Source organism: Moorella mulderi DSM 14980 (genome assembly GCF_001594015.1).
Classification (GTDB): domain Bacteria; phylum Bacillota; class DSM-521; order Neomoorellales; family Neomoorellaceae; genus Neomoorella; species Neomoorella mulderi.
The window spans coordinates 1-11,596 of sequence record NZ_LTBC01000012.1 but is presented as its reverse complement, the minus strand read 5'-3'; the positions used below and the strand labels follow the sequence as shown (position 1 = coordinate 11,596).

Annotated in this window: 16 protein-coding genes; 1 reads left to right on the top strand and 15 read right to left on the bottom strand. The window is 53.5% G+C overall.

The annotated features are described in order from the left end of the window. Positions 1–86: 86 nt before the first annotated feature. The 15 genes from MOMUL_RS11745 to MOMUL_RS11680 all read right to left on the bottom strand — a co-directional run bounded on the left by MOMUL_RS11745 (position 87) and on the right by MOMUL_RS11680 (position 11,232). Positions 87–407 carry a nucleotidyltransferase domain-containing protein gene (locus MOMUL_RS11745; protein ID WP_062285149.1) on the bottom strand — a complete coding sequence of 107 codons (321 nt, stop codon included), beginning with the start codon at positions 405–407 and terminating at the stop codon, positions 87–89. After that, complete coding sequence (locus MOMUL_RS11740; RefSeq protein WP_062285147.1) at positions 383–853, bottom strand: HEPN domain-containing protein; 471 nt, start codon at positions 851–853, stop codon at positions 383–385. The genes MOMUL_RS11745 and MOMUL_RS11740 overlap by 25 nt, the downstream gene beginning before the upstream one ends. Then, complete coding sequence (locus MOMUL_RS16935; protein ID WP_236713100.1) at positions 850–1,743, bottom strand: DUF3854 domain-containing protein; 894 nt, start codon at positions 1,741–1,743, stop codon at positions 850–852. Before MOMUL_RS16935 ends, MOMUL_RS11740 begins: the two co-directional genes overlap by 4 nt. A gap of 144 nt (positions 1,744–1,887) precedes the next feature. Continuing rightward, positions 1,888–2,049 (bottom strand): hypothetical protein, encoded by a 162-nt coding sequence (locus MOMUL_RS16930; protein WP_169802200.1) that lies wholly within the window; start codon positions 2,047–2,049, stop codon positions 1,888–1,890. An 87-nt stretch (positions 2,050–2,136) separates the two neighbouring features. Further along, positions 2,137–2,976, bottom strand: coding sequence for an ArdC-like ssDNA-binding domain-containing protein (locus MOMUL_RS11730; RefSeq protein ID WP_062285143.1), 840 nt, complete (start codon positions 2,974–2,976; stop codon positions 2,137–2,139). Positions 2,977–3,530: 554 nt separating this feature from the next. Next, the gene (locus MOMUL_RS11725) at positions 3,531–4,547 is read right to left on the bottom strand and encodes a DNA-methyltransferase (protein WP_064774411.1); all 1,017 of its coding nucleotides are present in this window, start codon (positions 4,545–4,547) and stop codon (positions 3,531–3,533) included. Positions 4,548–4,571: 24 nt separating this feature from the next. Then, complete coding sequence (locus MOMUL_RS11720; protein ID WP_062285142.1) at positions 4,572–5,534, bottom strand: hypothetical protein; 963 nt, start codon at positions 5,532–5,534, stop codon at positions 4,572–4,574. 188 nt (positions 5,535–5,722) lie between these two features. Beyond that, positions 5,723–6,142 carry a HEPN domain-containing protein gene (locus tag MOMUL_RS11715; protein WP_062285140.1) on the bottom strand — a complete coding sequence of 140 codons (420 nt, stop codon included), beginning with the start codon at positions 6,140–6,142 and terminating at the stop codon, positions 5,723–5,725. Further along, on the bottom strand, positions 6,139–6,468 hold the full coding sequence (locus MOMUL_RS11710) for a nucleotidyltransferase domain-containing protein (RefSeq protein ID WP_062285138.1): 330 nt from the start codon (positions 6,466–6,468) through the stop codon (positions 6,139–6,141). The genes MOMUL_RS11715 and MOMUL_RS11710 overlap by 4 nt, the downstream gene beginning before the upstream one ends. A 63-nt stretch (positions 6,469–6,531) precedes the next feature. After that, positions 6,532–7,098 (bottom strand): LNS2 domain-containing protein, encoded by a 567-nt coding sequence (locus MOMUL_RS11705; protein WP_062285137.1) that lies wholly within the window; start codon positions 7,096–7,098, stop codon positions 6,532–6,534. Between the two features lie 366 nt (positions 7,099–7,464). Then, a complete protein-coding gene (locus MOMUL_RS11700) occupies positions 7,465–8,100 on the bottom strand; it encodes an EAL domain-containing protein (RefSeq protein WP_169802199.1) in 636 nt (211 codons plus the stop codon). Next, positions 8,066–8,380 carry a hypothetical protein gene (locus MOMUL_RS16925; protein WP_062285133.1) on the bottom strand — a complete coding sequence of 105 codons (315 nt, stop codon included), beginning with the start codon at positions 8,378–8,380 and terminating at the stop codon, positions 8,066–8,068. Before MOMUL_RS16925 ends, MOMUL_RS11700 begins: the two co-directional genes overlap by 35 nt. Positions 8,381–8,399: 19 nt before the next feature. Next, entirely contained in the window at positions 8,400–8,645 is a 246-nt protein-coding gene (locus MOMUL_RS11690) for a hypothetical protein (RefSeq protein WP_062285131.1), read from the bottom strand. Between the two features lie 118 nt (positions 8,646–8,763). Continuing rightward, positions 8,764–9,816 (bottom strand): ParM/StbA family protein, encoded by a 1,053-nt coding sequence (locus MOMUL_RS11685; protein WP_062285130.1) that lies wholly within the window; start codon positions 9,814–9,816, stop codon positions 8,764–8,766. Positions 9,817–9,906: 90 nt separating this feature from the next. Beyond that, positions 9,907–11,232: a hypothetical protein gene (locus tag MOMUL_RS11680; RefSeq protein ID WP_161485013.1), complete on the bottom strand. Its 1,326-nt coding sequence runs from the start codon at positions 11,230–11,232 to the stop codon at positions 9,907–9,909. A 51-nt stretch (positions 11,233–11,283) separates the two neighbouring features. Here MOMUL_RS11680 and MOMUL_RS16270 point away from each other — a divergent pair, with 51 nt between their 5' ends. Beyond that, on the top strand, positions 11,284–11,556 hold the full coding sequence (locus MOMUL_RS16270) for a hypothetical protein (RefSeq protein ID WP_153018385.1): 273 nt from the start codon (positions 11,284–11,286) through the stop codon (positions 11,554–11,556). The last annotated feature ends 40 nt before the right edge of the window (positions 11,557–11,596 follow it).

Below are 11,596 nucleotides of genomic sequence, written 5' to 3'. Positions count from 1 at the left end.
GTATTTACCAGGTCCTGGGCCCGTCAATCAAGTCGCACCTGGGAAAATAAAATAAAAACACCCGGCAGGTTTCACTACCAGGTGCATTACAATATTACTTTTCCTTTGCTTATGATTTCATCATGCAGGAACTCCCCCTGCTTGGCATTACGGTATTGTTCAAGGGAATACGGGCGGGGAGACAGGTCGTAATCAATTTGTTCCGCGAGCTTCTTTAGCATAATGGCTTCCTCTATCCTGTCTTTCCCAAAGTCAGGGCTAATAATGGCCACATCGATATCGCTATCTTCGCCGGCGCGGCCCTCTGCATAAGAGCCAAAAAGGATGGCAGTAGCGACGTTAATCTTGCTTTTCCTGAGTAATTTTACATACTCTTTTACCGTCAATTCAACTTGCTTGCCAGCCATTGAAACACTTCCTCCGCCTTTTTAATAATGTCTCGGGTATGTTCTTCTGTGCATTTGGCGCTTAATTCGGCCTTTTCTTCGGGGTAACGAGCTTCGATATAATATACCGTTAATCGTCGCAAATAATCGATCATGTCGTTATCGCATTCCTCAAGAAGGCCAGCGGCTTTCGCAAGAGCTACCAGGTCATGTTTGCGCGGCGGCACTTTCTCATACCGCTCATAATAAACTGCTTTAAACGCTTTCTCAAGGGCTTGTTGACAGAGGAATATTGCCCATAAATATCGTTTCCCCTCAAAGTTATATTTTGCGGTATCTAAATCCTCTGCGGCAATTTTTAACCATGCTTCAGTTTGCTTTTTCATAAAACCACCTGTCCCGGGTTTATATACAGCTTTTTCCACTCCAAAAACATAGTACCATATGCTATCGCCAAAATCAATCAAACAACCCTTATCTCCAGCCCTGCTACCAGGGCATCGTCTATCCCTTTTTCCTCTTTCGACCTGGCTTTCCATATCGCTTCCCGTACCGTTATGCCCAGTTTTTTTAATTCTGCCGCCAGCATTCTTTTACCCCTGGCCACTTCTTTGTTGGTTTCCTGGTCCCTGTCGTAAGCGATAACTACTTCTTTTGCCCCTAACTCTAGTACTTCCGGGACCACCGGTTTCCAGGAGGTGGCGCCCTGGGCGCCGATGACCACAGCGTCGAGGTATGCCGCGGCAATATCCGCCTTTAACTGTCCTTCAGTGATCCATACCCGCTGGTCCTTTATCTCCGTTGGCCTGGCCACATGGGCGGGAGTGCCGCAGGAACAGCCGCCCCGGTCACTATGTCCGCTGAACAGCATATATTTCCCGTTTCTAATGTCGTCCATCCGCCGCTGGAGGGCCTGGATCCGGTCTTTGGCATCCCGGATGGGAATAAAGTAGCCGGGAGAGGAATTAAATGTCCAGTAACTGCCGCCGTATTTGCTCTTGGCCCGGTAAAACCCGGGAATGCCGGCCAGGTCCAAACCGCTTAGGGTTAGCTTCTTGCATAATATCCAGGGATTTACATGCTCGGGTATGGATTTATAACCATTCCTCTTGATATCCTGCTCGCTTAAACCGCGGCACATTAACTCCTCTTTATGCCGGGGATACAGGTCTAACAGCCTTAAAAAATGGCGGTAAACCCTGTCCCGCGCTTCTACCGGCGCCGGCTGTACTTCTGGTGCTATAAATTCCTCCCATTGCTTGCCGGGAACGACCCTTCCCGGCTCCAGCCTGTGCAGGTGGGCCACCTGGCCGTTGCTGAGGATGATATGTTTAAAAGCTCCTTCGCTTACCCTCATGCAGCTGCAAAGGTAGCTGTTAAACCCGCACCAGTCCGTTTTGCCGCATACAGGGCAGGGCTCGCGCCGCGAAGCTTTTCTAAAACCCTCATATTCCAACAACCTGGCCGCTCCCATTTCTCCTCTCCTCCTTTGCTTACGGCTTTATCTGTCAACCCTCCTGGCTTTAAGGGAGGTAACGCCGCACCAGTAGTCTGAGGGCTTGAGGCCCCACTTCTTGCAGGCCAGGCGTTTCGCCTGGCTGGAATCCCTGGCTTCCACAACCAGTTTCCTCCCGCTAGGCGCCTTGACTTCGTACTGCGGCATTAGTTGCTGCCTCCTTTGTGTTCCCTTGCCTCCCGGGCGGCAGGCTGTTTGCCCGGGAGGCAGGGCTATAATCCGGCTCGCTATTCCTTATGCCTTCCTATCCGCCGTCATGCCGGCTGCCTCGAAGATACGACTTAACACTTCCTCCACCTCCCCCAGGACCGCCATAATCGCCTTCAGGGCCGTCTTCGGGTCCTGGCCGGCGTAATGCTTGATGTACTCCCACCCGTGCCAGAGGTAACCTTTCGCCCCGTATAGCTCGCATAAAACGCAGGCCACCGTTTCCGCCACTATCTCCTGGTCCCGGTGCTGGCCGCCCTTTAAGGGCCGGATGGTGTTATGGACCGCATGGGCCAGTTCGTGGAAGAACACGTCCACGTCATGGGAGTAAAGGATTACCTGCTTCTGCCCGGGCCGGAAAGCACCGGCGGCCTGACCGGCAAAAGGCAGGTATTTCACTTCCACCCCGAACCGCCTGGCCACTTCATAAAGGGGCGGGAGCTCCGGCGGGGAATAATCGGCCTGCGGCAACGGTTTCCCTTCCGTATCCTCGTACCTAAAAACCGGCACTCCCTTAAAGCCTGTGCAGATAGCCTTTTCCTCCTGTTTCTCTTCTCCGGTTTCCGGATCTATCACTTTCTGGATAACCTTCCTGGTCATCGGTGCCAGGATGTAAAAGGCCTTCGCCCCCTTTTTCACCTGCCGGCCGGCTTCCCGCCACTGCTGGTAGCCCCTGGCGTCCTCTGTCCCAGCAATGAGCATCAGCAGCTTGTTCCCCAGGCTCCACTTATCGCTAGGCCTGCCGTATCCCGCCCTGGCGTTGATAAATGTCCGCGCCACCTTTTCCGGTAAATTGCCGCTAGCAAACATCTCCAGCAAACTGTCTACTGCCTGCTTGACCCGGCCTTCTTCCAGCTTTATGGCCATCCGTAACGCCTCCTTGTCTTTTTGGCCTTTCGGCCCTTGGCCTTCCGGCCTTAATAGACAAGCTTGCCGCCCGGCCGGGAGGCAAGGGCGGCCCGCAGGGCCGGGCCGAGGAATAAATGGAGGGGACCCACGAAGCGAAGCGGAGTGGGGCGGAGGCCGTTTATGCCGCAGGCCGGACCCTTGCCGGACCGGCCAGGGCGGCGGTATAATCCGAGGCCGGCCGGAAGGCCAGGAGGCTTAAATTCAAGGCAGCAGGTGCGCTTAAAAGCGCTCCTGCTGCCTACCGCTGTTTATAATAAGGCCGCCGCTACGTTAGCCCGTAAGGGCGTAAACGTTGCGGCGGCCCCCTATTTTCCCTTTTCCCTTTACTCTCTGAAATACCGGCAGGCGGTCCCATAAGGGTTAAGTCTTCTACCGGTTATTTCACAAATCCCGCGTTTTTTGTTCCAGTAATGCCGGCAGGCAGCGCATACTTTGGCCGCGGGGGGCTGTAACGCCTTTATATTACCCCCGGATCCGGTTTTTGTAGCCATGTTTCTCCCCTCCATGAGTTATCAGGTAACAACTTTTTCTAGCCTTTTTCCCCAGAATACCTCGTAAGTGTGGGTGGCAAACAACTCCTGCACCTCAAACTGCATCCTCTTGACCGCCATTTCCAGGTAGGCGGGGTTCAGGTCAATATAAATGCTGTTTCTCCCCAGCTGCTTTGCCGCCAGGGATGTGGTCCCGGACCCGCCGAAGGGATCCAGGACCGTGCCTCCAGGGGGACAACCTGCTAAGATACACGGTTTGATCAGGTCGAGAGGATAAACAGCAAAGTGGGCTTCCGGAAAAGGTTTGGTCGGTACAATCCACACTGAGCGTTTATTGCGCTTTTCCCAGGGTTGATACCGGGCATTGAAGCCGGTATAACGACGGTTACCTGTTTCAGCTTGTGTCCTGCGGCCGTTGTGGGGAATGCCTATCACCGCCGCCGAACCCCGCGGGCTGTCGGGATCCCCGCTGACGGCATCTTCCTGGATAGCCTCGTAGTCGTAGTAATACCTTTCGGATTTGCTCAGGAGGAAGAGGTATTCGTGGGCCTTGGTAGGCCTGTCAACCACGCTTTCAGGCATGGCGTTGGGCTTGTACCAGATAATATCGCTGCGGAGGTACCAGCCGGCATTGCGGAGGGCGAAGGCCACCGCCCAGGGAATACCCACCAGATCTTTATTTTTCAGACCCGGAACCCTGCCCCGGTTGGCCTGCATATGATAGAGACGGCGCCCAGTCCCCTTCTGGCGCCTCTTTTCGTCCCACTTTCCCTCTTTACCCGGGCTGGCGTAGCAGTCGCCCAGGTTTAGCCAGAGAGTCCCGTCTGGCCGGAGCACCCGCCTGACCTCGGAAAAAATATCTACTAACTTGGCAACGTATTTTTCCGGGGTATCTTCTCCTCCCACCTGGCCCTCCATCCCATAATCGCGCAGGCCCCAGTAGGGCGGGGAAGTAACGCAACAGTTGACGCTTTCTGCCGGCAGCCCTTTAAGGACCTCCAGGGCATCACCAAGGTAGAACTTATGATGGGTATTCATCCTCCTTACACCTCCCGCCATAAATTAGACTAATCTGTATAATTCCCGGTACTTGTCATTCTCTTTGCCGGATCCGGGCGGCCTGGGTGGTTCCCTTTTCCCTTTCCCGGCTTGCTTCCTAGCCGGTATCGGCCCAGGCAGGTGCCGGTAGTCCTCCCGGCAGGCCTCCAGCAGCCAGCCCACGGCGTTAGACTTCTCTTTTCCTTGCTTCATCATGGCAATCTTACCGAGAACGTAATCCAGAGGATAACCCGACAATTCACCCATTATCTCCCTGGGTAAGGGATGTCCTACTGCTTCTATGAACGCCTCCTGGACTCGGCTGGCGAAATCCTGATACGCTTGACCCCCATCTTCGCTTGTTAAGCCGTTACAGGTTGTCGGTGCTTCAAAGGAGGCACCCTCATCTGCAGATTTGCCCGTCTGTTGGGTTTTATTTTCCTGGCCAGGTTTTGTTTCCGAGTGGGGCGTTACAACAACAACATCATCTTTTCTATACTTTTCTTTTCTTACATTCCGCTCCAGGAATACCTGTATCGGAATACCCGGGACTTTAGTCCCAGGAAGTTCTGTATCGGAATACCTCCCCTCTTCCCCGGTGTGTTTGAATGTCCCCTCGCGTATTTCCCGTAAAGGGCCTTCATAACCCGGGTCATCGTGGACGGCATAACGGTTTCTCCACCCGGACGGCCCTTCCCGACCGGCCAGTTTACCGTAATCCTTAGTTATATCCAGCAAACCCACCCGCCAGAGCATTTCCGCCAGGCGGTAAAACCTCTGCTTGCCCATCTTAAACTTCTGGCAGAAGTAATCCACCGTCCAGGGCATGGTGGCTTTGCTATCCGGGGAATCCCGCCGGTCAACGAACCTCTTCAGGGCTGTATAAAAACCAGCCAGGTCGATACCACCGATCTCCAGCAGGCCGTCGATGATACGATTATCAACTACCAGATGCCCCTTGCTACGGCCGCGCACAATTTCGCTCAAGTTACCCTCTCCCCTTTAGCCGGCAGTTGTTGCCCAATCCATAAGGTGTACCCCAAAAAAATAGCCGGGGGCTGAAATACGCCACCGGCCTGGGAGAGGCTGCTTTCAGGTTGTTACTTTTGCTTCTTGGACTTTAAAAAATTTAGCCAGTGGCTTTTCGGACCACCGGCTAAACAGGGACGATTAATTTAGTTTTTGTGTAATGGCTCTTCTGCCAGCCTGGCTACTAATTCCCCAAGCTGTTGCAGGTACCTCTTGCCTTGCTCTAAATATTCTTGGACCTCTTCACGGGAAAAATCTTTATCCCTGTAATCTGCTTCTGTGCGGGCCGTTTGCAGGCCATGGAGAAACCTTCCAACTTCCCTGGGCAGCAGCCCCTCTTTCACATAAATACGGTTAACCGCGCCTATTACTGCCGAGTGTTTGGTCGGGATCTTCTGCTGGAAAGCAAGTAGAGCCAAACATGCCCTGTAAAATGCATAGTATATCCTGTTGACCGCGCCAGGGTATTTTCCACCCTTGAAAGCCCATTCCGCTTCATCCCAGGCTTCCCATGCCTTTTCCATTTTAGCCCGGGCAAATAATTTTTTCAGGTCGTTATCGGTCATAAAATATTAATCCCTTCCCGGCTTATATTTTGATAAAAGGGCCCGGCCCGGAACAGGGGAGATTGAAACTCTTTGAGATCGTATACAAGGGGTATTACCGGGATATCTTCTTTAAGGCTAATTTCGTATGCTTCGTCTATAATGGTTTCACGGATTTTTTTATCAAGCTTTTCAGTAACCACAAGAACATCAATATCAGAGTCCGGTTCGTAGTCTCCCCTTGCCTGGGAGCCGAAAAGGATTACTGACTTAACAGGGAGGTTCTTCTTTCTCAAAGTCTCTGCATATAGTTTAACAATATCAATAGCTCTCTTGTTTGGAGACATAAGATATTCGCCCCTGGAGAATAATATCATGTATATCTATACAAAATTTACCACTTCCAATGATTATAGTACCATATAACCAGAGGAAAAGCAATCGGCATGGTTTACAACTTCTTTCCACGATGTAAACATTTGAATGTAACGGCCCTTTACGTTCCTGTTGTAGGGCCAGGCCGGCATATAGACCTGCCCTACTGTTTCATGGAGCCCTGTCGCCTCTACAGGGTCGTCTTCAAAGAACAGTCCTATCCCATAATGAGCCGCAAACACTTTTTTATATCCCCTGGGCAGGAAAACAATAGAACCGCGCGGGAAGCCGTGGGCAGCAAGCCATTCTCGGGTTATATTTGCTGCTATGACCGGCCTGCTGGTAATGTATATAATCTCGTGTCCATGAAGTGCGTAATTCTTCAGAACTTCCGCCGCGCCAGCAAGGGGTTTCGCCCGGGCCAACAACGTTAGCCCCTCTGTGGTGGAGAAAAAGCCTGCCGGTAGCTCAGGGAAAGGATATACATCCAGGGATACATGATAGCACTTTAAAATTTCCGCGTTGACATTGGCTATAGTGTTGCAGATATCAACCCCTATCCTCATCCTGCCAGGTCCTTCCATCCATTTCCTTGACAACATTTTGATCGCTCCCCCTATTTTTTATCCGGCCTTCGGCCCCTGGCCTTCCGGCCTTAACAGACAAGCTTGCCGCCCGGCCGGGAGGCAAGGGCGGCCCGCAGGGCCGGGCCGAGGAATAAATGGAGGGGACCCGCGAAGCGCAGCGTAGCGGGGCGGAGGCCGTTTATGCCGCAGGCCGTACCCTTGCCGGACCGGCCAGGGCGGCGGTATAATCCAGGGCCAGCCGGAAGGCCTGAAGGCTTAAAATCAAGGCAGCAGGTGCGCTTTAGCGCTCCTGCTGCCCACCGCTGTTGCCTTTATGATAAGGCCGCCGCTACGCTAGCCCGTAAGGGCGTAAACGTTGCGGCGGCCCCCATGGTTCCACCGTCAAACCCCGCCGGCCATAACGCAAACCTTCCCCCAGCCAGGTTGCGGTTTACCCAATAGATAGCCCTGTCCGTACTCTACGCCCAGGTCCCTTAATGCTTTTAACTCGCCCGGCTTCTCGATACCCTCGGCAATTACCTCCGCCCCCAGGTAACGGCATACCTCCAGGGCCTGGGCCAGCAACAGGCGGTTGGAAACATGGCAGTCGCAACCCCTTACCAGTGAACGGTCTATTTTTACAAAATCAGGCCGCAGGTGCAGGGCCGCCCGCAGCTGGCCTATATCCGGCCCAACGTCGTCTATAGCTATCCTGGCGCCATTCCCGCGCCAGGCACTCAAGGCGCCCGTTAATTGCTGTATATCCCTGTAGCCATACTCGGTTAACTCGATGACAAGCCGTGGGTTCGCATAGGCGCCAGCGTCAATATCAACCAGCCCTGCCGCCGTTACGTTAACGCTTAAGTACCCCTCCGGCGGGTAGCTGCCGGCCAGGGCGGCCAGAAAGCAGGCCGTATCCAGCTCGCCCAAAAGCCCCCAGGCCGCCGCGCTCTTAAAGAGCCGCCCAGGTTTCGCCAGTACCCCCTCACCCCGCAGCAGGGCCTCATATCCCCATAGCCGCCCTGACGTAAGATTCACTACCGGCTGGTAATAGACCCGTATCCTGCCAGGATTTTTTATTACCGCTTCGATATCGCTTTTTTTGAGCAATGAGATCACCGCCTTCCCGCCAGGGACTGTACAGTTTCCGTTCGCCGGCAAAGTATTTTTCCACCTTTTCAATCTGGGCGGGACCAATATAGTAAACCGTCACGGGCGGCTGCCCGGGCGGCTTTAAAACGATAATTTCGCTCTCAGGTATAAGGACCAGCCCCGATACCTGCACGTGTACTGGTACAAACGGGTTCTTCTCCCCCACCTCTGGCCACCACCTCTCTTTAAAAATCAAAAACCCCGGCCAGGGTTTCCCTGAACTTCACCGGGTCAATTCCTTTCCCATTCTGATTGCTGGCCCCTCGGGCAGGAGGCGCAAGTCCCCGTTCTTCCAGGCGGGCCAACCTTTCCTCAATACTTGCCAGACGCATCCCCAGGTCCAACCACTCCCGGGCTACCTGGCCCCTTAACCGGGGAGGATACCGGAAAACAGGGTGGTCTGGAGGGATACGAATTTCTAGCCTTTTCAATGCTTGAGGCAACCTTTTTCCCTTCCTTTCCCGCCGATATGTCAATGTTAGGCCGGACTCTAGCGTCTTTCCCGCCGATTACTTAAAAAAATGCCTGGAAACCTAGCATTGGTAAGGCTTAAGCCATCCCGCCGACCATCTCAAAATAACCTTGGGCGTTGGCGAACAGGGGGTCTTGAGCCACCCGTGCCCCCGGCAAGGCCCGCAGGAATTCATCCTCAAAAAGACAGGCCCCGCCGCCAGCGAGGAGCGTTAGGGCCACAAACCCGGCCCGGCCGCCCCAGGCCGCCAGAACCCCCTGAGCGATGGCCTGGGCGATATCACACCTGGCCTTCTTAAACGCATCTTCCAGGTGTATATCCCTACCTCCATAGTGGATAGGCCGTCCCACCAAGGCACATTCAACGGCGTCCTGGTACATGACCGGGGCCAGGGGGGCTCCTGTCTGGCGCTGGAACTCGGCCGCCAGGGCGCGGTGCAGGAGGTTCACGCCCGCCTCCAGGCTGCCGCAGGCCTCCGGCAAGGGGCGGGGGATATTGTCGCCATGGTCTTCAAAAAGCAGGTAGTCGGTGGTATAGGTCCCCACATCGACCACGGCGAGATACCCGTTCTCTGGCAGGGCTACTTCCCCCGCCAGGACCACGCCCGCCCCCTGGGGGAAAACCAGCACCCGGCCAAAGCTGATATGCTTCTCTTCCCCGCCGTCCACGCTCACCCAGGCCGCCAGGCCTTCCAGGCGCTTTTTCAAGGTGTCCTTCTGGGCGCGGAAATAGGCCAGGGGCAGCCCCACGGCAAGGTCAACCTGTTTGGGGAATGGTCCTTTATCCCCGCCGCCCGCCAGGTAGGCGGCCGCCAGCAGCATCAGGTCATGGAGGGATGCAGGTTTCTCCCGGCTTAAGGTGGCAGTGGCCGCCAGGGACCTTAAGGCCGCCTCGCCAACCAGCTTTTCCTCTACCTCCCCGTTAGCCTTCCGCACCCGTACCCTGTGGCCAGTTCCATCGTGAAACAACCCACTTAAAGGGTCCTCGATATAAGGCGCCACTACCGAGGGGAAGGAAACCCTGGCCACCGGCGAAACGGCCTTGACGAAACCGTAACCCACGTCTACGCCTACGGCCTTGACCTTGGTTTGTGCATGTAATGTTTGGTTATTAACTTGAAGTGCCAGCATAAAACCACGCTCCTTTTGGAAGTCAGATTTAAGTTAAGACCTCACAAAAAAAGCCGGGGCATAATTTAACCCCGGCTTTATCAAATAAAATTAGTCGTCAAATATAGCCCTTCTTCTGTTGTATACAGCTGAAACTTGCATTTGTTCGGGATGCCCGGCTAAAAAGTTGATAATGTTATTCCTTATACCTTGATCCACATAATTAGCGAAACGTGCTAATTCAGCAGGAGTCATCACTTCTTCAAAGTCGAACATGGTAACTGGCAAAGACGGTTCAAATTCAGACTGGTAGTGCCTTTCGGCATTATAATTCTCGCAACCTGCAATGGCAGAAATAGTGACCTCTCCCTCACAAGCTTCTGCACCACGTAACCCGCCAATTCCATTAAATATATCGCCCATGAGGACAAGTGGAGAAAATAGTCTTAGTCTTGCCCAGCGGTTTTTCTTTCGGTTTACTAGTGCATAGTTATCCTGGGTAAACTCCGTATAAAATTCCCCTGTTCCTCCGGGCGGTATAGGTCCTCCCGATACCCTACCAGGCATCAACTCTGGCTCTATATCGCCGTTGGGTTGCCTGTGGGGGGAAGCTATACTTAGATCATTAAAAGAAGCAGTAAAGCCAGTTTGATTAGATACGACCACCCTGGCCCGGTAATAATACCGGTAGGCAGTTATCTCGTGACCATACTCATCGTATCCACTGCCAATTTTTTCTTTTTTATATACAGTCAGCGTAGATCCATCCGTCTTATAATAATTGGGGTCATACTTATCCTTGGGGCCAGCCGCGCGCAAACTGTCTATATCTTCCTGGGTGGCTAGGATAGAAGTAGGCTCTACTGCTACAGCGTGAAGGCTACCAACCTCTACGGTTTTCCAGGCATAACCAGGCACCAGATCATACTCCGGATGTCCTACGCGCCAGTCGCCCGGGTCGTCCGGTACCCACCGCAAGACTTTTTTAAAGGCTGGAAGCAATACAAAGACCTTCTGGGAATCGCGCTCATCGTACCATTCAGGACCGCTAAATTTCAGCCCCTGGATATCCGCATACATGGCTACCACATCCCCATCATCGGCCCGCGGGTTATACCTGTACTCAGGAGGTGCCTGCGGGTCATAATTCTCTATTACCTGCGCGTGAATAAAAATATATGTGGTACTATAAGCATTACTACCACCCGCCTTGGCACCGGAGGGTATTTTCAACATCACCCACTTAGTGTCGTAGGGGCCTATAGTAACATTACCGGTCCAGTCATCCCCATTTAAAAAAGCGTGGACACGCAGGGTGACTGGCCATGGGTTCCTGTTCAAAAGAGGAATTATAACCCCCCTCCAATCTTCTGCCAGAGTGCTACCATAAGGATAGGCAACTTTTTGCGGCTCCTGGCCATTGTACCGTATAGGCAATGATTCCCCACGGTATTCCGCACTGGGAATTATCTTGGGGGGATAAAGGTAATGTTTCGGTTGTTCTGTATCAATATACTGTACCTGATCATACCCATCCAGGATTTGTACCTCCTGTTCAACAAACTTACCGCTGTTGAGGTAAGCAAAACCCGTCATTTGGCCGGTGGCAGGGTCGCACTCGATCAGGAAGCGATAACCTCCGCTATCCTGCCAGAACCCGTAGACCTTGCTGCCGTCGGCCAGGGTCTCCCAGGAGGCTTGCGGGTGGCTGCTGCCTCCCGGGCTGGCGGCAGGATGTCCGGCAGCAGGGAAAAGCATTAACCCTGCAAGGAAGAGCCAGAATATTATTTTTTTCACCACC